A 21,946-nucleotide genomic window follows, 5' to 3' on the forward strand; every position below is an offset into this window, starting at 1 on the left:
TGTACTGACCGGGAACGTTGATCAATCGTGAGAACGGCGGTTGGTTCCCACAGGCCGTGTGGGGCCGATGGTGGTTGTAGTAGTGCAGCCAGCCCTCGAGCTCACCGCGCCGCTCAGCCTCGGAGGTGTAGCAGCGAGCGTAGGCCCAGCCATCGGCCAGGGTGCGGTGGAAACGCTCGACCTTCCCGTTGGTCTGCGGCCGATACGGCCTCGTGCGCTTGTGCCGGATGCCCAGCTCGGCGCAGGTGTCTCGCCACAGGTGTGAACGGTAGGCGCCGCCGTTGTCGGACAGGATCTGCTCGACCGTGACACCGCGGGCGTTGAACCACTCGACAGCCCGAACGAGCACGGCGGCGGCGGTGAGGGAGGTCTCGTCGTCGTGGATCTCGGCATAGGCGACGCGGGAGTGGTCGTCGATGACGGTGTGGACGTAGGCCTTGCCCATGAGCGGATCCCGCCACTTGTTGCGGGGCTTGTCGGGTGTGGCGGCTCGGTTGCGGTCGCCTTGTTGTCGGCCGACGTAGCGCCAGCCGCCGCCGTCGGGGATGTTGCCGAGCTTCTTCACGTCGACGTGCAGCATTGCCCCGGGGTGGTCGTGCTCGTAGCGGCGCACTGGCTCCCCGGTGGCGCGATCGACGTGCGACAGCCGGTTCAGGTGCGCGTCGACCAGGATCCGGTGGACCGTGGACGGTGCGATCCCCAGCCGGCAGGCGAGTTGGACTGGGCCTTCGCGCAGTCGGAGGCGGAGCTGGACGCAGCGCTTCGCGGTGGCGTGGTTGGTCTTGTTCGGTGACCGGTGCGGCCGCGAGGTCCGGTCCTGCATGGACTGGCCTGTGCGGTAGCGGTCGGCCCAGCGCTTCACGGTGGGCCAGGAGACCTGAAACCTGGCGGCGACCTCGCTAATCGGCCAGCCTTGGTCGACCACGAGCTGGGCGACGATCAAGCGGTGGCGCGGCGTGAGGGCAGCGTTCGGATGTGACATGAGGACCTTTCGTGCTACGCCGGGCGGCGCGCAGTGGGACCTGGATGAGTGTCAGGTTGGGCTGACGTGGATCCGTAGTGCTTGGGCCGCGAAGTCGGCGGCTTCGGAGCTTCCGAAGGCGGGATGGAAGTCGGGATTGGTGACGTAGAGGTTGGCCATGCCGAGCACCATGGCGGTCGCGTTGGCCGGGTCGTTGGCATGGGTGGGGGTGCCGGGGATCTGGGCGAACCAGGCGACATGCGCAGCTGCATGGGCCTGTGCCTCGGGGCTCGATGGCCCATGGCCGGCGGCGTGCAGCTCGCCCCAGCGGGCAAGTAGCTGCTCGGCATCGGCCTGGAACTGCTGCTGTTGTGCCAACGTCTTGGCGTGCCACCACTGGTTGGAGGCGTCGAAAGCTTCTTGCCCCCAGCGGGAGACCACCTCGGTCTTGTAGCGGTCGTTGAAGCCCTCGAGCATCATGTCCATGCGGGGCAGACGCCCCTGGCGGCGCATGGCGATGGTGTTCTCGACAGAGGCTATGCGCCGGACCAGAGCTTCACGGTCACGACGGAGTCTGACGAGGTGCTTCTCCAGGGCAGCTACCTCGTCGGCCTGATCGTGTTCGGAGTCGAGGACTGTGGCGATCTCGTCGAGCGACACCCCGGCGTCGCGCAGCAGCAGGATGCGTTGGAGGCGGGCCACGGAGGTTGGGCCGTAGTAGCGATAGCCGTTGGCGCCGATCCGGTCAGGGGTCAGCAGGCCGATCTGGTGGTAGTGCCGCAGGGCTCGGCCACTGATCCCGGCACGTTGCGCCAGTTGCTGGACGGTCCACTCCACCACGACCCACCCTCCTTCACTGTCCAGTCGTTGCCAGACCCAACTGTGGCAGGGCCACGGCCAGGATGTCGGCTGCGGGGACCGTCACGCAGTCGGCTGCACTGCGACCGGTCGCGGACAGGTAGGCGTTGGCGATTCGGGCACCCGCTGCATAACCCGCCCCGGTGGGCAGGCCCACCGGGGTCCCGCCGAACAGGCGCGCGCTGGCATCGCCCAGAACCCAGGCACTGAAGTCCCGCATCCCGGTCACCCCCAGCCCCTCGACGACCCGCGCCAGCACCGGGTCACTGGTTCGGGTCTGATCGCTGACGAAGTGGGTGAATCCCCGCGCACCGTAGGTCTCGGCAGCGAACAGGTCCGCCAGGCCCTCAGCCACGACGTGCTCACCGACGGTGACGGTCCTGGGGTCCCACACCACGCCGCCGGGCGAGTAGCGCACGTTGTGGTGGAGCTCATGCAGTGCGATGGCCTCCAAACGGTCCAGTACCTGCGAGGTGGGCCAGACGGTGATTGCGATGAAGCCGCTGATCCCGCCGAAGGCCGACAGTCCACGGATCTCGTCCATGAAGTGCTTGTTGTCGGGGTCGCCCAGGACGAGTAGCACGCGAAGGTCAGGCATGGACATACTCGGGTTGGCTGCTGCCAACCGCTCCAAGCCGTCCTGCACGGCGCGCTCGACCCGACCCCACGCATCGGCTGCTTCCAAGGCCTCCAGGCCTTCGAGGACCAGGTCGCGTGGGGCTTCAGGTCCGAAACCGAAGTTCTGGGCATGTACCTGGGCCAGGTCCGGGCCGCCCGGGATGAATAAGTACATGCCGGCCATCGGCGCCCACAGGGCACGGGCCGCCTCATCCCATTCGCCCGGCTGTGCTTGAGCCAAGCGCCGCATGCCAGCGAGGCTGTCGATCATCGAGACTGTCATGCCCACGACTGTACACGTTGACGTCACGGCAAGGTCAATCTCTCGCTTCGATCAACGTCTCCGGTCAGTACATCTAGATGTCGAGCGACTCCATGATCTCATCGGAGATATCTGCATTCGTGTACACGTTCTGCACATCATCCGACTCTTCGAGCGCGTCCACGAGGTTGAGTAGCTTCTTCGCGTCCGCTTCATCCAGCTCTACGTCGACCGAGGCGCGGAAATCCTGCTCTGCAACCTCAACCTCAATTCCGGCGTCATTCAGGGCGGTCTTTACCTCTTGCAGGTCAGTTGGGGCGCAAATGACCTCGAACTCCTCGCCCAGGTCGTTGACCTCCTCGGCACCTGCTTCGAGAACGGCCATCAGCACGTCGTCCTCAGTCAGCTCGCCCTTCTTCACCTGGACGACCCCGGTACGAGTGAACATATAAGCGACGGAACCGGACTCACCCAGGTTGCCGTTGTTGCGCGTCATCGCGGTGCGTACCTCAGTGGCGGCACGGTTGCGGTTATCCGTCAGACACTCAATCAAAATCGCAACACCATTGGGGCCGTAGCCCTCATACATGATGGCCTCATAATCAGCGCCGCCAGCTTCTTCGCCGGAGCCGCGCTTGCGAGCACGTTCAATATTATCGTTCGGAACGGAGGCCTTCTTGGCCTTCCTGATCATGTCATCCAACGTGGGGTTGCCTGCGGGGTCGCCACCGCCGGTGCGCGCTGCGACTTCGATGTCCTTAATCATCTTCGCCCACAGCTTCGAACGCTTCGCGTCATTCGCTGCCTTCTTGTGCTTGGTAGTAGCCCACTTTGAGTGGCCAGCCATAACCTAGTCCCCATCCTTTCGTTGATGCAGAGGCTTCAGCAAGCTACGCTCACATCTGCCTCATTGCCTCGATCAAGTATACGCACACCATGCCCTCGATCGTTGCTGCGGGCATAAAGGGGGCGTTCTAGCCATCGTTTTGTGTCAAGTTTTTCATTGGAAGCGTCTTTGCGCCCTCGCGCAGAGTGCGTGTCAGGCCCTCCTGGGTCACCATGGCCACCAAGTTTCCGGCCTGGTCAAAAATCCGCCCATGGGTCAGCGCTCTCCCACCGTGCGCGGACGGCGACACCTGGTCATAGAGCAGCCACTCGTCGGCACGAAACGGCCTTAAAAACCACATCGCGTGGTCAAGAGAAGCCATCTGTACCCGATGTCCCGGATGCGGCACCAGAGCAGAGTGCAACAACGTCATGTCCGACATATATGCCAGGGTGCAGACGTGGAAAGTGTCGTCGTCGGGAAGCTCCTGCTTCGAGCGAAACCACACCACCTGCTGCGAAGGCGTGTACTTGTTGTGCTCGTACAGATCCGACGGGACAACCCGGATGTCCCAGTCCGACCATTCCTCAAGCAGCGCACGCCGCGAAGCCGGGATGACTTCCCGTTCCGCCGGGATCTCTTCCGGCAGCGGGACAGAGCGCATGATATCCGAATGCTCCGGGCCAGGGTCACCCGCGCGGTGGAAACTCGCCTGCATGGCGAAGATGGTTTCACCGTTCTGCACGGCCTCCACGTGACGGGTTGCAAATGACTTTCCGTCTCGCATCCGATTCACCAGGAAGACGGTGTCCTGGGCGGCAACTCCTGGTCGCATGAAGTAACCGTGTAGAGAGTGCACAAATTTATCGTCGCCGACGGTGCGGGTCGCCGCGACGAGTGCTTGTGCCGCTACTTGCCCGCCAAAAGTGCGCTCAAGCTCTGACTCCACCGCGGGTGCGCGGTAAATGTCTGTGTCTATGGTCTCCAAATTCAAGATGGTGCTTATAGAGGAACGCTTCTCCGTCATACCCCGAAACGGTACACGGTTTCTTCACCTCACCAGGTACCGTTGGTGCCTATGACTCGTGTTACACCCCAAAAATTGCACTTAGCTGCAGCCATCCTCGAATTTTTCACCTGGACGTTCCTCATCTTCGCCATGGTGTTGAAATACACCGGGGTAACAGAAGCAGTAGTGCCCATCGCCGGTGGTGTCCACGGCTTCGGCTTCCTCTGCTTCATCGTGTTGACGGTCATCGTGTGGGTGAACAACCGCTGGTCGGCAGGAATGGGCATTGCCGGTCTGGTAGTTTCGCTGATCCCCTGGGCTGCGCTACCCTTTTCCATCTGGGCCGACCGTCGCGGAGCTCTCGACGGCGGCTGGCGCTTTGCAGATCCGAACGAAGAGCCTCAGACATTCCCCGACAAGGTGCTGGCTCAGTGCGTGCGTCACCCATGGCGCTGCCTGGTTATCGCGCTGGTGGTCATCGCCATCGTCTTCACAGTCCTGTTGACGATCGGCCAGCCTTATGACCCAGACGCCATCGCCGACCAAGTCACGAACTAGCTGTCTGCGAATTCGAAAAACTCGGGCAGCCGCGCGGTCCCACCCAGTCGCAGAATCCTGACCAGAGGCTGAAGACGCACCGCACGGGTGTCCGCCACAGCATCGTTATAAAAACGCAGCGCCAGCATGACTCGGGCGTCAGCATCCGCCATCTCGGCGCTTTCCGACGCCCCCACTTCCGCTAAACGCGCACCAAGGTCACGCTCGCGCTCAATCCTCGAAGCGAAATCCCCCGGCACCAAGCCCGCTTCCTCTGCCCGCCGGGCTGCCGGTGCAACACTCGGGTGAGCCACCGCCACCACTGCCGCACGACGATCAAGGGCCGCCTCCAAAGAATTCCGAGCCCGATCGACCCGCACGTGCAGGCGGTCAAGCCGCTGTGCCGTGGAGTATGCCCACGTCAAAAACACCGTGACAAGCACTGCCACGATGACCCAGACCACAGTGTTCATCTGCTTATACCTTTACCGTCGATCCATCAGCGACAGTTTCATACACCGCCATGACCTTGGCGGCCACCGTGTCCCAGTCATAAAGTTTCGCACGCCGGCTGCCATTGTCCACCAACTGCGTGCGAGCGGAGGCATCGTCGATAAGCGAACGTAAAGCGGCCGCAAGCGCCTGATCATCGCCGACGGGGAACAAGACGCCGGCAGGGTTCTCGCTTTCCGCATCGCATACCGCGGCGAAAGCCTCGAGGTTACTAGCGACGACCGCACAACCGGCCGCCATTGCCTCCACCAGCACGATGCCGAAGGACTCCCCGCCTGTGTTCGGCGCAACGTAAATATCGGCGCGGCCCAAAATCTCGGCTTTCTCCTCATCGCTCACGCGTCCCACAAAATTGATGCCAGGGATCTCGCGGGGTCGGCCACCGCCGATGATCGTCACGTTGACTTCGCGGTTGAGCTTAGTCAGCGCACGCAAGAGAATATCGAGACCCTTGCGCGATTCATCCAGCCTGCCCAAGAACACAATTTCGACCGGTTCATTTTCGTTCCGAGTGCGCCTGGCCGCGACAAAACGCGACGTGTCCACGCCGTTGGGAATGAGAACGGGGTCCCCGCCAAGCTTTTCCACCTGCCAGCGACGGGCCATTTCGGACACGGCGATGCCGCCACCAATCTTTTCCAATCTAGGTTGGAGGATTGGACGCGCCATCCGCAAGATCCAGGAGGAAGTGGCTGAAGCGTGGTACGTAGCGACGATCGGCCCCTCACCTAAGAACAGCGACACCATTGAGTAGCTGGGAGAATTTGGCTCATGGATGTGCAGAACATCGAACTGGCCTTCAGTGATGAATGCGCGGGTGTTGCGGAACACCTGCGGGCCGATCGCCAGGCGGGCAACGGATCCGTTGTAGCGGATGGGCACCGATCCACCACCCTTGGTGACATAGTCCGGTAGCTGCGTGTCAGCGGATGCTGGGCCCAACACGCCAACCTCATGGCCCTGCGCCCGAAAAACCTCCGCCAAATCAAGTATGTGGGCTTGAACACCGCCGGGTTCGTCGAAAGAGTACGGGCACACCATTCCGATCCGCATGATTACTTCCCCGTGCTGGTCGATTTTCGCTTCTTCTTGTCCACCGGCCACTGCGGCTGCAACATATGCCAATCCTCCGGGTGGGCTGCAATATTGGCAGCGAATAGGTCCGCAACACGCTGCGTTGTCTCCTCCAGGGTGGTGACCTCCACCGGCGCTGAAGCAGACAGACCCCAACCGGGATTCTTATCGGTACCGGTAAACCAACAGTGGACCGCGTGCAATGCAGCACCCGTTTCGATTGCTAGCTGCGCGGGCCCGGCCGGCATCGTGGTAGCTTCGCCGAAGAACTCCACGGGAACGCCGCGCTTAGTCAGGTCTCGCTCGCCGAGCAGGCACACGATTCCGCCAGACTCGAGGACTTCCTTCAACCTTTGAAAGGGCGGGGTGTCCGATCCAGTTAAAGCGAGCACCTCAAAGCCCAAGGACTCGCGGAATTCCACAAACGCGTCGAATAGCACCGCGGGTTTAACCCGCTCAGCCACAGTGGTGAACTGGCCGTAGTTGGTATTGAGCCACATCCCAGCCATGTCCCAGTTGCCAGAGTGCGGCAACGTCAAGATGACACCCTTGCCTTTGGCGAGTGATTCGTCGAGAAGCTCACGCCCAACGATGCCCTCGCTGATACGCGCGATCAGCTGAGGATCCCCCGCCAGACGTGGGAGGCGAAAGGCCTCGCGCCAGTAGCGGGCATACGACCGGACCGAGGCCCGCACAAGATCACGCGTCACATTCGGCGCCCCCACCACGCGAGTGAGGTTGCGGCGCAGCATCTCCATGCCCGCCCCATTTTTCGACGCCTTGTCCGCGCCCCAATTGAACAGCGCGCTGGCCCACGAATGGGGCAAGCGCCCAATAATCTTCCACCCGGCTAAGTAGCCTACGGCAGATAGGTCTTCGGAAGTTGGCAATCGAAAGGCCACTCGTATTACTCCTCGTCCGTGACGGTTCCAGTCGGCGCTGCTACAGGTGCTTGAGAATTCTCATCGCGCGAAGCCATGACCAAACGCTGAATCACCGTAAAGACAGACCCGACAGCCAGCACCCACAAGGCCACCTCAATGGCATAGGGCACTCCCCAACCTTCAAGAGCCAGGCCGCCGAGCCCCAAGATGAGCCGCTCCGGCCTCTCGATCAGGCCGCCGACCATGCGTAGTCCGCCGGCCTCCCCGCGCGCCTTGACGTAGCTAATGATCTGGGACGTTACAACGACCACCAGAGACACTGCCACCGTGGACGGATGGGCTTCATCGACAAACACTAACCAATAGGTGATCGCGCCGAACAAGGCACCATCGGTGATGCGGTCACAGCTGGCATCCAATGTGGCACCGAAGGCGGTTCCGCCACCTCGCAGCCGAGCCATCGTGCCATCCACCATGTCAAAAGCTGAGAAGATGGCGGACAGGATCGCCGCCCACACGAGGTGATCAGCCGGAATGAGGACGACGGCGATCGCCACCGTAACAACGGCGCCGACAACGGTGACCGTGTTGGGTGTTAGGCCCGCTCGCAGAAACCCTTGAGCGATGGGTTCTACAACCACAGCGGCAGGTTTCCTACCGTGCACACTAAGCATTGTCACGCTCCGAGTCCTCGTCGATAAGCTCCTGCCAGCCCTCAGCCAGCAATGCACGAGTGTCGCGCAAAAGCTCAGGTAGGACCTTCGTTTCGCCCAGCACTGTCATAAAGTTCGCATCACCTGTCCACCGCGGAACGATGTGCAGGTGCAGGTGATCGCCGACAGAACCCCCGGCTGCGCGGCCCAGGTTCAGGCCGATGTTGATGGACTCCGGAGACGATACGCGCTTCAGGGTGCGCACCGCGAGCTTGGCGAATTCCATAAGCTCCGCGGTTTCTTCGTCGCTAAGTTCCTCAAGATTGGCCACCTTGCGGTAAGGCACCACCATCAGGTGGCCCGAGTTATAGGGGTAGAGGTTAAGCAGCGCGTACACGCTCTCGCCACGCGCGACGATCAGCGCATCCTCATCGGCCATTTGCGCAGCGGCGACAAAGGGGCCCTGCTCCTCATCCTTCTTAGGAACGTCTGCAATATACGCAGCCCGATAAGGCGCCCACAGGCGCTGGAGCCGGTCATCCTCACCGACACCAGTGTCTGTGAACACCTCTGGGTGCTCTGCGTTGTTATGCACGTCGCGCGGCAATCGCTTTCTCGCTGGGTTGTTCATTATTCCGCTCACGGATCCACGTCTCGATGATACCGATAGCTTCATCGACTGGAACGCCATTCACCTGCGTGCCGTCAAGGAATCGGAAGCTGACAGCGTCCGCTTCGACATCTCGGCCACCGGCCAACAGCATAAACGGCACGCGTCCTTGCGTGTGGTTGCGGATCTTCTTCTGCATCCTGTCATCGGAGGTGTCCACGTCTGCGCGGATGCCACGACGACGCAGTTCCGCCGTCACCTTCTCCAGGTGAGGGGAGAAATCCTCAGCCACGGGAATACCCATGACCTGATGTGGCGCCAACCATGCCGGGAACGCACCAGCATAGTGCTCCAGCAGGACGCCGAAGAAACGCTCGATGGATCCGAAGAGTGCGCGGTGAATCATGATCGGGCGGTGCTTTGCGCCATCCGACGCCGTGTACTCCAAGTCGAAGCGCTCCGGCAGGTTGAAGTCCAACTGCACCGTGGACATTTGCCAGGTCCGGCCAATGGCGTCGCGTGCCTGCACCGAAATCTTCGGGCCATAGAAGGCTGCGCCCTCAGGATCCGGCACCAACTCGAGGCCGGACTTCTCCGCCACGGCCTGCAGGATATTCGTCGAACGCTCCCACACCTCGTCATCGCCGATGAACTTCTCTGGGTCCTTGGTGGACAGCTCCAGGTAGAAATCATCAAGACCGTAGTCCCGCAACAGGGACAGGATGAACTCGAGGACGCTGGTCAGCTCCTCTTCCAGCTGGTCCTCCGTGCAGTAAATGTGCGCATCATCCTGGGTGAAGCCGCGGGCGCGGGTCAAGCCATGAACGACGCCGGACTTCTCGTAGCGGTAGACGGTACCGAATTCGAACAGGCGCAGCGGAAGCTCACGGTAGGAACGGCCGCGAGAAGCATAGATCAGGTTGTGCATCGGGCAGTTCATCGGCTTGGCGTAGTAATCCTGCGCCGGCTTGGTCACGTTGCCCTCATCGTCCGTTTCGCCGTCCAACTGCATCGGCGGGAACATGCCGTCGGCATACCAGTCGAGGTGGCCCGACTTCTTAAAAAGATCGCCCTTGGTGATGTGCGGAGTGTTCACAAACGAGTAGCCGGATTCAATGTGGCGACGACGTGAGTGCTCCTCCATCTCCAAGCGCACGATGCCACCATTGGGGTGGAACACTGGGAAGCCGGAGCCGATATCATCCGGAAAGGAGAACAGGTCAAGCTCAGAACCTAGACGGCGGTGGTCGCGCTTTTCCGCTTCCTCCAGCATCATCTGGTATTCCTCGAGCTTCTCCTTGGACTCCCACGCAGTGCCGTACACACGCTGCAGGCCAGCATTGGACTGGTCACCACGCCAGTACGCTGCCGACGCGCGGGTGAGCGCGAACGCCGGAATGTACTTCGTCGTCGGCACGTGAGGGCCACGGCAGAGATCGGACCACTCAACCTCGCCGGAGCGTGGGTTCACGTTGTCGTAGAAGGTCAGCTCGCCAGCGCCCACCTCGGTGGCTTCATCCGAATTGGGATCAACGTTGCCCTTATCCTCAACGAGCTCGAGCTTGTATGGCTCATCCTTCAGCCGCTCGATAGCGTCCTCGTTGGAGGCATAGACGCCTCGTTCAAATTTCTGGCCGGACTTGATGATCTTCTTCATCCGGCGCTCGATCGTCTTCAAGTCTTCCGGCGTAAACGGCTCGGCCACATCGAAGTCATAGTAGAAGCCGTTCTCGATGGCTGGACCGATGCCCAGCTTCGTGCCAGGGAACTCCGTCTGGACAGCCTGCGCCAGCACGTGCGCGCACGAGTGACGAATGACGCCACGGCCTTCCTCGCTCGACGCCGCCACGGGCGTAAATTCACCGTCCGCCTCGGGGACGTGCGAGAGGTCCTTCAAATTGCCTTCGGCATCCTTGACGACGACAACAGCGTCTGGACCCTTATTCGGCAGTTCAAGTTCACGCATAGCTGCACCCACGGCAGTGCCGGCAGGAACAGTAAATGGTGCGTAGTTGGCTGGCGCCACTGCAGATTCATTAGCCATGTTGACTGATGCGCTCCTTTGCGCTCGTGTGCCCGCGGCATACCTGGCCGCGAGCACTGTGCTAGCAAGTAAGACCCTTGAAGAAAAAATCAGCTCGGGGTCACCGGAGCCAGTCTACTCCTCGCGCAAAGAAAACATGGGACAGGTGCCCTCTACTCTTCTAATAAACTCTGTGCCCAGAACTTATCGCGCTCTCCGGAAGCGGACACTCCCGGCGGGATCCAATACACTGCCGAACCGATATGGGTGATCCATTCATTAAGACGGTCGGACTCGTCGAGACGCTGTTGAATCGGAACGTACTGTGTCACCGGGTCCTTTTGGAAAGTGATGAACACCAAGCCGGCATTGGATAACTGGCCTAGGGCGGGATCCGGCTGGATGTCATAGTTGTAGGGGCGGCGCCTGATGCGTTGCTCTGGGTGGTCGGCGGGTGGTTGAGAACGAGCGATGTGCGAGTTGCGGTCAATCACCGGCAGTCCGTACTGGTCCGTGGCCTCATAGTCCGGGTCGTCAAATTCTTCCTCGCCGGTCAGCGGGGCGCCGTTCGAAAGTTTGCGGCCGACCGACTCCTCACGCGACACACGGTCCAACATCTCCCAGGTGTCCAGGTTCATGTTGATGCGGCGCACCACCATCGAGGTGCCGCCGATCTCAAAGTCCGCCCCCTCATCAATCCACACCTGCACGTCATATTCTTCGTCGGTACGCGGGTTGACGGTGCCGTCGACCTGGCCGAACAGGTTACGCGGAGTACTCGTATCAGGCATCGAGCCGTCGGCGTGCAAAAATCCCTGCTGCAGCCAGCTGGTATCCACATAGTCCATGCCGGCGCGCACCATATGGCGCATCGCATGGCTGGCCATCACAGGATCATCGGAACAGATCTGCAGGACCAGGTCAGACTGCCCCCACTTTTCATCCAGTTCATCGCGGGAGAATTCCGGCAGTGGTTCCAGCCAGTCGGGTTTTTCGTCGTTAAGCCCCGCGATCTCAAATACGCGGGGGCCGAACCCGCAAGTGATCGTGAGGTTGGCGGGGATTTGCACCATTTCAGGCTCTAGCGAACCAAGCGGTGTTTCGCCGGAGCACAGGGCACGAGCATCTTCGGTCCACAGGCGCATGAGCCGGGTAAGCCCGCCGCGGTCTACCCCGTCTTTGACGGTGAAAGCGAGCAGATTCAGATACGCCTGCGGCGCTGTGGAAATGCCTGCCTGGTGTGGCCCGTCAAAATCGACGGTGGCCTCGGTCAAACGATAGTCCACCTCAACGCCGGCGTCGTCGGGCTCCGGCGCGGGCATCTTTGCCCCGGCGTGCGCCCTATGGCTGCTCCACAGCGCGGCCGCGGACCCTGCGGTCACGGCTGCGCCGGCGATGAAACCACGACGAGAGATAGACATGATCGTTAAACCCTTCCTCAGATCTTGAAAGTCCCGCTAGTGTGCTGGAGCGTCGATGTGCTCACCCATGTCCCCCATATCGTGGCCCATGTCGTGGCCCGCATGTGGGTCATGTCCCTGTAGCTCGCCGTCCGCGCCATAGTTTTCTTCACCCGGCAGCAGGGTGCGTACGGGGACGTCGTTCGCGGTGTATTCGTTACCCTCCGAGTCCTTGAAGGTCACGTTGACGGTATCGCCAGCCTCGATGGCCTCGTCGTAGCCCATGATCATAAAGTGATCGGCGCCTGGCTCCAGGTCATAGCTGCCGTTGGCCGGAACGACGAAGCCGCCCTCGATCTCACGCATGACGCCGTCGGCAACCTCGTGCAGTTCGTAGATTTCTGCGCCAAGGTCGGTGGAGAACTCAACGATGTTGATGTCTTGGTCCGTGTGGTTGACCAGAGTGCCGAACACCCCGGTCATCCCCTTGCCTGCTTCCATAGCGCGAATGACTGGATCCTCCAGAGTGACATCCTGGGCTTCAGCATCCTCGGCATCCTCGGTGGACGTTTCCACCTCAGTGGTGGTTTCTACTGCCGTGGAGGTCTCAACAGCAGTGGTATCTTCCGCAGTGTTGTCTGCAGAATCACCACAGGCAGCGATAGTCAAAGATGCAGCGATCAGGGCTGCACCAGCAGCAAGACGGCGATTCATGGGAATACTCTCCTTTTCCGATGTGACTCGGGGATATTTTCTTGGTTAAGAACGCTTACCAGCTACAGCTATGAGCGCGCCGATGATGACAATTGCCACAAGCCCTCCGCCGATAATCCAACCGCACGGTGTCGACGAAGACTCTTGGGTCTCATCCGCCTCGGGGCTACTTTCCTGGGCAGCATCGTTTTGCGGTTCACCGGCGACGGTGAAGGTTGTCATTCCGCGTGTGGCGTGCCCGTCCGAAGACGTGATTTGGAACCCAATGCGGTAATTACCCGGGCCTGGATCGATATCTTCGGGGACCTCAAGCGACACGTCGCGCCCCTCGACTGTGGGTTCGCCGGAAAACAGCACTTCCTGCGTGTCCGCATCAGAGATAGCGAACGTGTTGAAATCGTCTTTGACGTAGCCCGAAAATTCCAAAGTGATGGTGTCAGGGAACGTATCGACGACTTCCTCATTGTGCGGGCTTCCGCCGATCACCGAATCATGCGCAACGGCAACAGGGCCACACAGTGCGGAGGCTGCTAGAAGCATGCCAGTACTGGTGGCCGCGAGCGCGCGGCGGGTAGAACGCAACAATGATGTCTCCTTGTAAACCGAGGACTGTTCTCTGGGTATCAACCTTACGGCGGATATGGACATTCCTCGAAATAGGACGTGCCTTAGCGACGACCGCTGTGTGGCAGCTGATGAACGTGTGACACCGAACCGCAGTGACTGCGGGCGGCGTCATTCAAGTAGTCGGCCAACTATGGGCAAAAGTTCCCACCCTCGTGCCAAACTGTTGGACCTCAACTATTGGATTAGGGGCATTTCCGCCGTCCAGCGGGACCAAACCGCCCTGTTCCAACATTTCAGTTACAGCATTTGAGGGGTTCGCGAACAGCCGACGCCAGCTGTGAACGCAAGAATCCCCAGTTCAGACTGAACTGGGGCTTAAAGATTGGTGGTCCTAGCTGGGATCGAACCAGCGACCTTTCCGGTGTGAACGGAACGCTCTTCCACTGAGCCATAGGACCGTAACGCCTTGCGGGCGTAAACAAACAATAGTCCGAAGACGGTCAAACCACCTAATCTGCTGGTCAGCGACCATCAGGACAGAACACGAGCCCTGGAGCCCGCGCCCCAGCCACCACTGAACAACATGACTGTAATTTACACGCCCGAAGAGGTGCCGGGCAGGGGGTGTGACCTGTCGATTTGTATAACTGACACTTGCCACGCTAAAGTTTTGATTCGCACCACGCCACGATGGCTTACACCACCGAGGCGCTGGATTAATGCACGCGGATGTAGCGCAGTTGGTAGCGCATCACCTTGCCAAGGTGAGGGTCGCGAGTTCGAGTCTCGTCATCCGCTCGCGCGATTAGCTCAGCGGTAGAGCACTACCTCGACACGGTAGGGGTCACTGGTTCAATCCCAGTATCGCGCACCAAGGTTTCAGTACCTTGACTCTATAAACGAATAGCGAATGCGGATGTAGCGCAGTTGGTAGCGCATCACCTTGCCAAGGTGAGGGTCGCGAGTTCGAGTCTCGTCATCCGCTCCAAGTACTTTTCGGGTACTTTGGGGGTTAACCCATGGTGGATTGGTCGAGTGGTTAGGCAACGGTCTGCAAAACCGTGTACACGGGTTCGATTCCCGTATCCACCTCCACCCCCTCGCGCGATTAGCTCAGCGGTAGAGCACTACCTCGACACGGTAGGGGTCACTGGTTCAATCCCAGTATCGCGCACGCAGTTTGTAGGTTCACCATGATCCTGCGAACGACCCGCGGATGTAGCGCAGTTGGTAGCGCATCACCTTGCCAAGGTGAGGGTCGCGAGTTCGAGTCTCGTCATCCGCTCCATTTGCAGCCCGGCACTGATCATCAGTGCCGGGCTGTACTGTTATCGCTATGACTATCGCATCCTCGTTCACCGCCGCCGATCTGGTCGGCCCCACGTTGCCGGCCGCCACACCAGAACTCCGCGCGGTCGCCATCACCACCCTGAGCGGCGCCTCGGCCTGGGATGGCTCCTCCCATGACCTGGGCAACCCCACCGATGAAGCCTTGCTCCTCGGCCTGCGCGACTGGGCCCAATGCATCCTCGTCGGGGCCAACACAATCCGCGCCGAAAGCTACGGCGCCCCAGCCACCCCCATCGCAGTCGTCTCGCGCAGCCTCGACTTCGACACCACTTCCCCATTCTTCACCGCGGCTCAGCACAGCCCGCTCATCCTGTGCCCGCACAGTTCGCTTTACGACGAGTCTCTCGTCGATAAGCGTGATGCGTTGGAGGCGGCCGGCGCAACGCTCGTGGATACCAGTAGTGGAAGCGCAGAGGAGATGGTGGAGGCTGTGAGGAACCGGGGGTATCACCGCGTCACGTGTGAGGGCGGGCCCGGGATCTACTCGATGATGTTCAATGCGGACCTGGTCGACGTGTTCCACCTGACGATCGACCCGTTGATGCACGGCCCGGTAGAGAAGCATCTTCTGGCACCGCGGCCGGACGGCACCGCGTTTGAGTACCGCATGGAGTTGGAAGATCTGCGCGCGACCGACGATTCGGTGCTGTTTCTCAGGTATCGCCGGGTACGGTAAAGGGCGTGTTTGTACAACGTCTGGAAAACGCATGGGTGGCACCAGCGCCCCTGTCTGAAACAGCAGCCCCACGCAAGGCGAACGCTATTGGAAACGCGATCGCCTGGCCGCTAGCGATCCTGCTGGTGCTGCACCGGCTGCTGGTGCTCGCGCGCACAGGCAGCATCACCGATGACTTCACCACTGTTCAGACTGCCGCGCGCCGTTTCGTCGAGCGCGTACCGGTGTACAACGAGGTCTACCACCATGTGAACCCGCACTACCTCTACAATCCGGGGGCGACGTTGCTGCTCTCCCCCTTGGGGCTCACGGCCGATACTGCGGCGATCCGGCCCTGGTTCATTGGCGCTAATGCGCTGGCGATCATTGCTGCGCTTGCGGTGATGACGTACATGGTCGGCCACACGTGGCGCTCCTGGTTGCTGCCGGTCTCCATCGCGGCGGCATTTGCTACGGAGTCGGTGACGAACACCTTGGTATTTTCCAATATCAACGGTGTGTTGCTCCTGGCCCTTGTCGGGTTCTTCTGGCTGTTTTTGCGGCAGAAATCCTGGGCTGCCGGGCTGGTCTTGGGGCTGGCGATTCTCGTGAAGCCCATGTTCCTCCCGCTCCTCTTTCTCCCCCTGGCGAAGCTGGACTGGAAGGCGTTGGGCACCGGTATCGCGGTACCTGTGTTGCTCAATGTGATCGCGTGGCCGCTCACTCCCGGAGCCAGCGACTATGTGGACAAGCTCGTGCCCTATTTGGGCCAGACACGCGACTATGCCAATTCTTCACTGGCTGGGTTCGCGGTGTATTTCGGCATGCCTAGCTGGATGGAGGCCGTGCTCTGGCTGCTCCTAGCCGCCGCTGTTGCGGTTGCGGTGTTGGGTCTGCTGCGTTTCCGCTCAACGGACCCGCTGCTGTGGGCGACCACGACCGCTGCGGTGCTGCTGGTTGGGGTGTTCATTTTGTCGTCGTTAGGTCAGGCGTACTACTCCATGATGATCTTCCCCGCCATGTTCACGGTGGTTCAGCGCGTGAGCTTTTTTCACAACCCCATGGCGTGGGTTGGAGCGGTCCTGTGTTTGGCTCCGCTGGAATGGTATTCACCGGACTTCGTCTTGACGGGCCGCTGGTTAACCACCTTCCTGCCCACGCTGGGCTGGGCGGTGTTCATCATCGCGGCGGCAACGTGGGTAGTGTTGGTGTCACGACAACGCACATCAGAATGGAAGGAAGTGCGCACCCATGGTTAACTACCTCGACTGGTCCGACCAGCAGTGGCGCGAGAAGCTCAATGAGAAGGAGTACTTCGTCCTGCGTGAGGCCGGCACAGAGCCACCAGGCGTTGGCGAGTACACCGATACAACCGACGAGGGAATCTACTACTGCCGCGCATGTGGCGAAGAAATCTTCCGCTCCGCCGAGAAGTTTGATGCCCGCTGTGGATGGCCCGCTTTCTACGAACCAGCCAATAGCGACAAGGTGATTGAGCGCCGCGACACCTCCCACGGGATGGTGCGCACCGAGGTGCTGTGTGCGAACTGCCACTCGCATCTTGGCCACGTCTTTGAAGGTGAAGGCTTCCCAACACCTACCGACCTGCGCTACTGCATCAACTCGATTTCGATGACTTTCGAACCGAAGTAGCGCTGAAGTAGCACCGCCGGCGCCAAAAGCAACACCCCATTTCCTTCCACAGGAAATGGGGTGTTGGCAACTCTGCTGTTTCCGCAGCCACGCTGTGTGCGCTACGGCAGCATGGTGACGATCTCAGAGACGTCCTTCACACGGCGACCGGTGAAGAATGGGATCTCTTCACGCACGTGGAGGCGTGCCTCGGTGTAACGCATCTGGTACATCAGGTCCACGATGCGGTCCAAGGTCGGTGCCTCGAATGCCAGCAGCCACTCGTAGTCGCCAAGTGCGAAAGCAGGAACGGTGTTGGCGCGCACGTCTGCGTAGTCGCGGGCAGCCTGGCCGTGCTCGGTAAGGATCTTGCGACGCTTCTGCTCATCCATGATGTACCACTCGTAGGAGCGCACGAATGGGTAGACAGTGATCCAGTCGTTGGGCTCTTCGTCCATGATGAAGGATGGCAGGTGGGACTTGTTGAATTCCGCTGGACGGTGCAAGCCGTTGCCGATCCAGAAAGGTTCAAGGGCGCGGCCCAAAGCAGTGTCGCGGCGGAAGCGGTTGTAGGCATCCTGCAGGGTGGAGAATTCCTCTGCGTGCCACCAGATCATCACATCTGCTTCAGCACGGGAGCCGGAGATGTTGTAGATTCCGCGCACGATGAGGTCGCCCTCGTCCTCCAGGGTGTGGAAGAACGTGCGTGCCTCTTCGATGACCTGCTCGCGATCATCACCCAGGGCTCCAGGTAGGGCGCGCAGGGTGATCCACTGGGTGTAGCGCTGCATGCTGTTGAGCTTTTCGAAATCAAGTTTTGCCACTTGTTGTGTCCTTTCACAGGGTCAATCAAACGAAAGTAGTATCCACCCTATCAGTCCGCCACTTATGGTCAACGGCGCGCCTCCACCGAAAAGGTGGACGTTCTCATTACGTTGAAGGTCGTGACGAATTCCGACTCGACCCCCCAGTCCCCTGCAGCACACAACGATCCGGCTGTGCATGCAGGCTCGCCCTCGAGTGGTGACTCCCCCTCCATCCCGAGCGAGTTCTCCGCCGCAGTGGAATCGATGCATGACGTCAACCTGCGCCCCGAGATCACGCTGGGCACGATTCGCCCTCCGCAGCGCCCCGCCCCGTACAGCCATGCGATCGGGCTCGAAGTTTCCAAAGGCAACGACGACGCGGCCACCAACCGCACCGACGGTGACGCTTTTGGTCGCCTGATCCTCCTGCATTCCCCCGAAGCGGAGGAAGCGTGGGAAGGGTCGATGCGGCTCGTGGCCTATATCCAGGCGGATATGGATGACGCGGTGGCCAATGATCCCCTCTTGCCTGATGTTGCGTGGCAATGGCTCAACGAGTCGCTGGCGGAAGCCGGGGCCGGGTTCACAAACCTCGGCGGCACAGTGACGTCCACGGCGAGCGTGCGCTTCGGCGAGATCGGCGGGCCCCCACGGGCCTACCAGCTGGAAATGCGTGCCTCCTGGACCGCCGATGGTATCGACCTATCCTCGCACGTGGAGGCTTTTTCTGCCGTGCTCGCGCTCGTCGCTGGTCTGCCACCGGTCGGGGTGACAGAGCTTCCTGGCCGTTAGGATGGCCACCCCCAACGTCGGCACGCAGGACCTGAACTACGAATTAGTCACCACCCCCGAGAGCTTCACGCACGCCGCGCAGGCTTTAGCGGGCGGCCGCGGCCCCTTTGCCATCGATACTGAACGCGCCTCCGCGTACCGGTATGACGACCGCGCCTTTCTGGTACAGATCTACCGCCGCGGCGCCGGCACATTCCTGTTCGCACCAGAGGGCCTACGCGCAGAGTTGGAAGACAGCCTCGCCCCAGTGGTGGGCGGGCAACAGTGGATCGTCCACGCCGCTGGTGAAGATCTCCCCAGCTTGGGCTGGCTCGGTCTCTACCCCGGCAGCCTCTTCGATACAGAACTCGCAGGCCGCCTTGCCGGTTTCGAGCGCCCGAACCTTGCCGCCATGGTCGAAGAATTCTGCGGCGTCACACTCGAAAAGGGCCACGGCCGCGAAGACTGGTCCACCACGCCGCTTCCCGACGATTGGCTCGACTACGCTGCCCTCGACGTCATCTATCTCCCTTCACTAGCCGAATCACAGGCCGAAATGCTCGACGCTCAAGGCAAGTTGGGCTGGCTGGAGCAAGAGTGCGAGGCGATCGTCGAGAAGCATGCCGACGACCGCGAGCCACCCACCCGTCACTGGCGCGACACCAAGGGGCTGGGCAAACTGCGCTCCCCGAAGGCTCTGAACACTGCGCGCGCCCTGTGGACGAAGCGCGAAGAGCAGGCCCGCGACACCGACACAGCACCGGGTGCTTTGCTGTCGAACAAGGCGCTGGTGGAGTTGGCGTACTCGGCCCCGCGGAGTCGTCGTGACGCTCTACGCACCCGTGGTGTGCGCCGCGCATTCGATCCCTGGCCGGCCATCGTCGAGGCGCGCGAGGCCTCACCCGCCACCTACCCAGCAGTCACGCAGACCTATGGCTTTGTTCCGGGCAAATCACTGTGGCAGCGCGAATACCCCGAGTCCTACGAGGTGCTTCAGCAGATCCGGGAAGATATTGCCGAGCGTGCCGACGAGCTCAGCGTGCCTACCGCAGACCTCCTAGCGCCGGCTTTGCTGCGCGAAATGGTGTGGAAGACAACCACTGTGTCAGGGGCGTGGACAACTCACCGCGTGGCCACAGCGCTGAGCCGGGCGGGGGCCCGGCCATGGCAGGTGGAGCAGACCGCGCCCATCATCGCCGGCCACGTGGGCGCGGGGCCTGAGCGCGGAAACTAGTCGCGTTCTGCGAGAAACTCCACCCACGCGCGGATCGAGTCGCGGGCCGAATCGGCATCCAAACCGTATTCGGCAAGGATTTCGCCGCGCGAGGCATGCTTCGGGAACACCGACGGGAACGCGAGATGGCGTACCGGGGTATCCACCTGGGCTGTATCCAAAGCTTCAGAAATGGCAGAACCGACCCCGCCTCGGAGAATCCCGTCTTCATAGACAACGACGAGGTCCGCATCGGTTGCCAACTCCACGATCTCAGGAGATACCGGCACCACCCACCGCGGGTCGACCACGGTGACAGCCACGCCCTCGTCGGCAAGCTCTGTAGCTACCTTCACAGCAGCCTCGCAGAAGGCTCCGACAGCGACGAGCAGAACGTGGGGCGTATCGTCGTCACGCTCAGGATCAAAGAGAACATCCACGCCAGAGTCCAGTCGGCACACGGCCTCGATATCAGGACCGACATCCCCCTTCGCGAAACGGACGATCGTCGGGCCCTGCTTATAGTCGATGGCCTCGTTGAACTCTTCGATCAGGCGGGTGGCATCACGCGGGGCGGCGATACGCATGCCAGGCACGATCGAGGCGATCGCCATATCCCACACGCCGTTGTGGGAGGCGCCGTCCGAACCTGTGACGCCGGCCCGGTCCAACACGAATGTCACGGGCAAATGCAGCAGGCCGACGTCCATCAGCATTTGATCAAAGGCACGGTTCAAAAACGTCGAGTACAGCGCGACCACAGGATGGTAACCACCCAGGGCCAAACCCGCTGCAGACGTGACCGCGTGCTGTTCGGCGATGCCCACGTCAAAGAAGCGCGAAGTGAATTTCTCCGCGAAAGGAGTCAGCCCCGTGGGCCCGGCCATGGCGGCAGTGAGCGCCACGATGTCATCGCGCTTCTCCCCTGCCTTGACCAACTCCTCAGAGAACACAGATGTCCAGCCGGGGCGGGCCTTCTTCATCGGCTCCCCGGTCACCGGGTCAATCACGCCGGTGGAGTGCATCTGCTCAGCGATATCGTTGACTGCCGGGGCGAATCCGTGGCCCTTTTCCGTCGCCACATGGACGATCACCGGGCCTTCATACTTGGAGGCATAATCCAGCGCCTGGCACAGTGCCCCAATATCGTGGCCTTCGACCGGCCCGACATATTTCATGTCCAGCTCGGGGAACATCTCCGTGGGCAGGACCTGGTATTTAACGCCTTCCTTCAGCGCGTGCAAAGCATCGAAGGTCCGCTCGCCTACCCACCCCATCGACTTCAGAGTCTTCTTGCCATGTTCCATGACTTCGTCATAGCCCGGTTGGATGCGCAGATTCGCCAGCTGGGAGCGCAAGCTCTCCAGGTTGTTGGCAAAACCACCGATGGTCGGCGAGTAGGAACGCCCGTTGTCATTGACCACCACGACCACGTTGCGGTCACCAGCGGCAATATTGTTCAGCGCCTCCCAGCACATGCCGCCGGTCAGCGCGCCATCGCCCACGACGGCGACCACATTGCGGTGCCCTTGGCCCGACAGTTCAAAAGCTTTCGCCATGCCGTCGGCATAGGACAACGCCGCCGACGCGTGCGAGGATTCCGTCCAGTCGTGTTCGCTTTCGCCACGGTCGGTGTAGCCCGACAGGCCATCTTTCTGGCGCAGCGTATCGAACTGGTCGGCGCGCCCGGTCAGGATCTTGTGCACATAGGACTGGTGGGAGGTATCAAAAATGATCGGTTCCCGCGGGGAAGAGAATTCCCGGTGCAGCGCAATAGTCAGCTCCACCACGCCAAGGTTCGGTCCTAGGTGTCCACCGGTGGCGGACACCTTGTCGATGAGAAACTGGCGGATTTCGTCGGCAAGCGTCTCAAGTTCCGCTTCAGTCAGCGCCTTGACATCTGCTGGCGACGAGATTCCGCTCAAGATGGTCATCTGTGCTCCGACTCTCCTTTGACTTGCCCTTTAGCGCTGGATTATCCGTTAATGCGTTAGAGCGCTATCTTACACG

Annotated in this window: 22 protein-coding genes and 7 tRNA genes; 12 read left to right on the forward strand and 17 right to left on the reverse strand. The window is 61.0% G+C overall.

Features of this window, described 5'->3' with window-relative positions; all coding sequences use genetic code 11:
* From B097_RS0104135 to B097_RS0104155, 5 genes are all read right to left on the reverse strand, one after another.
* Nucleotides 1-982: IS481 family transposase (locus tag B097_RS0104135; protein WP_018581285.1), on the reverse strand; the 982-nt coding region annotated here is incomplete at its 3' end.
* 51 nt (nt 983-1,033) lie between these two features.
* Complete coding sequence (locus B097_RS0104140; protein WP_018581286.1) at nt 1,034-1,801, reverse strand: MerR family transcriptional regulator; 768 nt, start codon at nt 1,799-1,801, stop codon at nt 1,034-1,036.
* Between the two features lie 13 nt (nt 1,802-1,814).
* Complete coding sequence (locus tag B097_RS0104145) at nt 1,815-2,720, reverse strand: DUF2268 domain-containing putative Zn-dependent protease (RefSeq protein ID WP_040429357.1); 906 nt, start codon at nt 2,718-2,720, stop codon at nt 1,815-1,817.
* Nucleotides 2,721-2,793: 73 nt separating this feature from the next.
* The gene (locus B097_RS0104150; protein WP_018581288.1) at nt 2,794-3,546 is read right to left on the reverse strand and encodes a YebC/PmpR family DNA-binding transcriptional regulator; all 753 of its coding nucleotides are present in this window, start codon (nt 3,544-3,546) and stop codon (nt 2,794-2,796) included.
* Nucleotides 3,547-3,673: 127 nt separating this feature from the next.
* Nucleotides 3,674-4,552, reverse strand: a complete 879-nt coding sequence (locus B097_RS0104155) for an acyl-CoA thioesterase (RefSeq protein ID WP_018581289.1) — start codon at nt 4,550-4,552, stop codon at nt 3,674-3,676.
* A 51-nt stretch (nt 4,553-4,603) separates the two neighbouring features.
* Between B097_RS0104155 and B097_RS0104160 the strand changes: the two genes are divergently transcribed.
* Nucleotides 4,604-5,092, forward strand: coding sequence for a DUF3817 domain-containing protein (locus B097_RS0104160; RefSeq protein WP_018581290.1), 489 nt, complete (start codon nt 4,604-4,606; stop codon nt 5,090-5,092).
* On the opposite strand, the gene B097_RS0104165 is transcribed toward B097_RS0104160, so the two are convergent.
* The 10 genes from B097_RS0104165 to B097_RS0104210 all read right to left on the reverse strand — a co-directional run bounded on the left by B097_RS0104165 (nt 5,089) and on the right by B097_RS0104210 (nt 13,967).
* Nucleotides 5,089-5,544 (reverse strand): hypothetical protein, encoded by a 456-nt coding sequence (locus B097_RS0104165; RefSeq protein ID WP_018581291.1) that lies wholly within the window; start codon nt 5,542-5,544, stop codon nt 5,089-5,091. The genes B097_RS0104160 and B097_RS0104165 overlap by 4 nt on opposite strands.
* A gap of 4 nt (nt 5,545-5,548) precedes the next feature.
* On the reverse strand, nt 5,549-6,637 hold the full coding sequence (locus B097_RS0104170) for a glycosyltransferase family 4 protein (protein WP_018581292.1): 1,089 nt from the start codon (nt 6,635-6,637) through the stop codon (nt 5,549-5,551).
* A 2-nt stretch (nt 6,638-6,639) separates the two neighbouring features.
* Nucleotides 6,640-7,560 carry a phosphatidylinositol mannoside acyltransferase gene (locus tag B097_RS0104175; RefSeq protein WP_018581293.1) on the reverse strand — a complete coding sequence of 307 codons (921 nt, stop codon included), beginning with the start codon at nt 7,558-7,560 and terminating at the stop codon, nt 6,640-6,642.
* A 5-nt stretch (nt 7,561-7,565) separates the two neighbouring features.
* A complete protein-coding gene (gene pgsA, locus B097_RS12465; protein WP_040429359.1) occupies nt 7,566-8,216 on the reverse strand; it encodes a phosphatidylinositol phosphate synthase in 651 nt (216 codons plus the stop codon).
* Nucleotides 8,209-8,826 carry an HIT family protein gene (locus tag B097_RS0104185; protein WP_048402980.1) on the reverse strand — a complete coding sequence of 206 codons (618 nt, stop codon included), beginning with the start codon at nt 8,824-8,826 and terminating at the stop codon, nt 8,209-8,211. Before B097_RS0104185 ends, pgsA begins: the two co-directional genes overlap by 8 nt.
* A complete protein-coding gene (thrS, locus tag B097_RS0104190; RefSeq protein ID WP_018581296.1) occupies nt 8,783-10,849 on the reverse strand; it encodes a threonine--tRNA ligase in 2,067 nt (688 codons plus the stop codon). The genes B097_RS0104185 and thrS overlap by 44 nt, the downstream gene beginning before the upstream one ends.
* A gap of 152 nt (nt 10,850-11,001) precedes the next feature.
* On the reverse strand, nt 11,002-12,249 hold the full coding sequence (locus B097_RS0104195) for a Dyp-type peroxidase (protein WP_018581297.1): 1,248 nt from the start codon (nt 12,247-12,249) through the stop codon (nt 11,002-11,004).
* A gap of 36 nt (nt 12,250-12,285) precedes the next feature.
* Nucleotides 12,286-12,942: a copper chaperone PCu(A)C gene (locus B097_RS0104200; protein ID WP_018581298.1), complete on the reverse strand. Its 657-nt coding sequence runs from the start codon at nt 12,940-12,942 to the stop codon at nt 12,286-12,288.
* A gap of 45 nt (nt 12,943-12,987) precedes the next feature.
* Nucleotides 12,988-13,527: a copper resistance CopC family protein gene (locus tag B097_RS0104205; protein ID WP_018581299.1), complete on the reverse strand. Its 540-nt coding sequence runs from the start codon at nt 13,525-13,527 to the stop codon at nt 12,988-12,990.
* 365 nt (nt 13,528-13,892) lie between these two features.
* A tRNA-Val gene (locus tag B097_RS0104210) sits at nt 13,893-13,967 on the reverse strand.
* A gap of 267 nt (nt 13,968-14,234) precedes the next feature.
* Here B097_RS0104210 and B097_RS0104215 point away from each other — a divergent pair.
* The 9 genes from B097_RS0104215 (at nt 14,235) to msrB (ending at nt 17,167) form a co-directional block, all read left to right on the forward strand.
* Nucleotides 14,235-14,307: transfer RNA gene (locus B097_RS0104215), tRNA-Gly, on the forward strand.
* Between the two features lies 1 nt (nt 14,308).
* Nucleotides 14,309-14,383 (forward strand) — tRNA-Val (locus B097_RS0104220).
* Between the two features lie 38 nt (nt 14,384-14,421).
* Nucleotides 14,422-14,497, forward strand: a tRNA-Gly gene (locus B097_RS0104225).
* 33 nt (nt 14,498-14,530) lie between these two features.
* Nucleotides 14,531-14,604, forward strand: a tRNA-Cys gene (locus B097_RS0104230).
* Nucleotides 14,605-14,611: 7 nt separating this feature from the next.
* Nucleotides 14,612-14,683 (forward strand) — tRNA-Val (locus B097_RS0104235).
* Between the two features lie 38 nt (nt 14,684-14,721).
* Nucleotides 14,722-14,797, forward strand: a tRNA-Gly gene (locus B097_RS0104240).
* Nucleotides 14,798-14,845: 48 nt separating this feature from the next.
* On the forward strand, nt 14,846-15,535 hold the full coding sequence (locus B097_RS0104245) for a pyrimidine reductase family protein (RefSeq protein ID WP_018581300.1): 690 nt from the start codon (nt 14,846-14,848) through the stop codon (nt 15,533-15,535).
* Nucleotides 15,536-15,540: 5 nt separating this feature from the next.
* Entirely contained in the window at nt 15,541-16,773 is a 1,233-nt protein-coding gene (locus B097_RS0104250; protein ID WP_018581301.1) for a glycosyltransferase family 87 protein, read from the forward strand.
* Nucleotides 16,766-17,167 carry a peptide-methionine (R)-S-oxide reductase MsrB gene (gene msrB, locus B097_RS0104255; protein ID WP_018581302.1) on the forward strand — a complete coding sequence of 134 codons (402 nt, stop codon included), beginning with the start codon at nt 16,766-16,768 and terminating at the stop codon, nt 17,165-17,167. The genes B097_RS0104250 and msrB overlap by 8 nt, the downstream gene beginning before the upstream one ends.
* 101 nt (nt 17,168-17,268) lie before the next feature.
* Here the strand turns inward: msrB and hemQ are convergent, their stop codons facing one another.
* Nucleotides 17,269-17,937 carry a hydrogen peroxide-dependent heme synthase gene (gene hemQ, locus B097_RS0104260; protein WP_048403029.1) on the reverse strand — a complete coding sequence of 223 codons (669 nt, stop codon included), beginning with the start codon at nt 17,935-17,937 and terminating at the stop codon, nt 17,269-17,271.
* Between the two features lie 207 nt (nt 17,938-18,144).
* Between hemQ and B097_RS0104265 the strand changes: the two genes are divergently transcribed.
* Both B097_RS0104265 and B097_RS12470 read left to right on the forward strand, forming a co-directional pair.
* Nucleotides 18,145-18,744, forward strand: coding sequence for a DUF3000 domain-containing protein (locus B097_RS0104265; RefSeq protein ID WP_237559397.1), 600 nt, complete (start codon nt 18,145-18,147; stop codon nt 18,742-18,744).
* 1 nt (nt 18,745) lies between these two features.
* Complete coding sequence (locus B097_RS12470) at nt 18,746-19,957, forward strand: HRDC domain-containing protein (RefSeq protein ID WP_018581305.1); 1,212 nt, start codon at nt 18,746-18,748, stop codon at nt 19,955-19,957.
* On the opposite strand, the gene dxs is transcribed toward B097_RS12470, so the two are convergent.
* Nucleotides 19,954-21,870, reverse strand: a complete 1,917-nt coding sequence (gene dxs / locus B097_RS0104275) for a 1-deoxy-D-xylulose-5-phosphate synthase (RefSeq protein ID WP_018581306.1) — start codon at nt 21,868-21,870, stop codon at nt 19,954-19,956. The genes B097_RS12470 and dxs overlap by 4 nt on opposite strands.
* Between the last annotated feature and the right edge of the window lie 76 nt (nt 21,871-21,946).

Origin of the sequence: Corynebacterium pilosum DSM 20521 = CIP 103422 (assembly GCF_000373805.1) — a bacterium.
Taxonomy (GTDB): Bacteria; Actinomycetota; Actinomycetes; order Mycobacteriales; family Mycobacteriaceae; genus Corynebacterium; species Corynebacterium pilosum.

What these genes read in the sequence shown, in the direction of transcription:
- B097_RS0104145 (WP_040429357.1), bottom strand. Translation starts at nt 2,720, where the DNA reads ATGACAGTCTCGATGATCGACAGCCTCGCTGGCATGCGGCGCTTGGCT.
- B097_RS0104150 (WP_018581288.1), bottom strand. Translation starts at nt 3,546, where the DNA reads ATGGCTGGCCACTCAAAGTGGGCTACTACCAAGCACAAGAAGGCAGCG.
- B097_RS0104155 (WP_018581289.1), bottom strand. Translation starts at nt 4,552, where the DNA reads ATGACGGAGAAGCGTTCCTCTATAAGCACCATCTTGAATTTGGAGACC.
- B097_RS0104160 (WP_018581290.1), top strand. Translation starts at nt 4,604, where the DNA reads ATGACTCGTGTTACACCCCAAAAATTGCACTTAGCTGCAGCCATCCTC.
- B097_RS0104165 (WP_018581291.1), bottom strand. Translation starts at nt 5,544, where the DNA reads ATGAACACTGTGGTCTGGGTCATCGTGGCAGTGCTTGTCACGGTGTTT.
- B097_RS0104170 (WP_018581292.1), bottom strand. Translation starts at nt 6,637, where the DNA reads ATGCGGATCGGAATGGTGTGCCCGTACTCTTTCGACGAACCCGGCGGT.
- pgsA (WP_040429359.1), bottom strand. Translation starts at nt 8,216, where the DNA reads ATGCTTAGTGTGCACGGTAGGAAACCTGCCGCTGTGGTTGTAGAACCC.
- B097_RS0104185 (WP_048402980.1), bottom strand. Translation starts at nt 8,826, where the DNA reads ATGAACAACCCAGCGAGAAAGCGATTGCCGCGCGACGTGCATAACAAC.
- thrS (WP_018581296.1), bottom strand. Translation starts at nt 10,849, where the DNA reads ATGGCTAATGAATCTGCAGTGGCGCCAGCCAACTACGCACCATTTACT.
- B097_RS0104195 (WP_018581297.1), bottom strand. Translation starts at nt 12,249, where the DNA reads ATGTCTATCTCTCGTCGTGGTTTCATCGCCGGCGCAGCCGTGACCGCA.
- B097_RS0104200 (WP_018581298.1), bottom strand. Translation starts at nt 12,942, where the DNA reads ATGAATCGCCGTCTTGCTGCTGGTGCAGCCCTGATCGCTGCATCTTTG.
- B097_RS0104245 (WP_018581300.1), top strand. Translation starts at nt 14,846, where the DNA reads ATGACTATCGCATCCTCGTTCACCGCCGCCGATCTGGTCGGCCCCACG.
- msrB (WP_018581302.1), top strand. Translation starts at nt 16,766, where the DNA reads ATGGTTAACTACCTCGACTGGTCCGACCAGCAGTGGCGCGAGAAGCTC.
- hemQ (WP_048403029.1), bottom strand. Translation starts at nt 17,937, where the DNA reads ATGCAGCGCTACACCCAGTGGATCACCCTGCGCGCCCTACCTGGAGCC.
- B097_RS12470 (WP_018581305.1), top strand. Translation starts at nt 18,746, where the DNA reads ATGGCCACCCCCAACGTCGGCACGCAGGACCTGAACTACGAATTAGTC.
- dxs (WP_018581306.1), bottom strand. Translation starts at nt 21,870, where the DNA reads ATGACCATCTTGAGCGGAATCTCGTCGCCAGCAGATGTCAAGGCGCTG.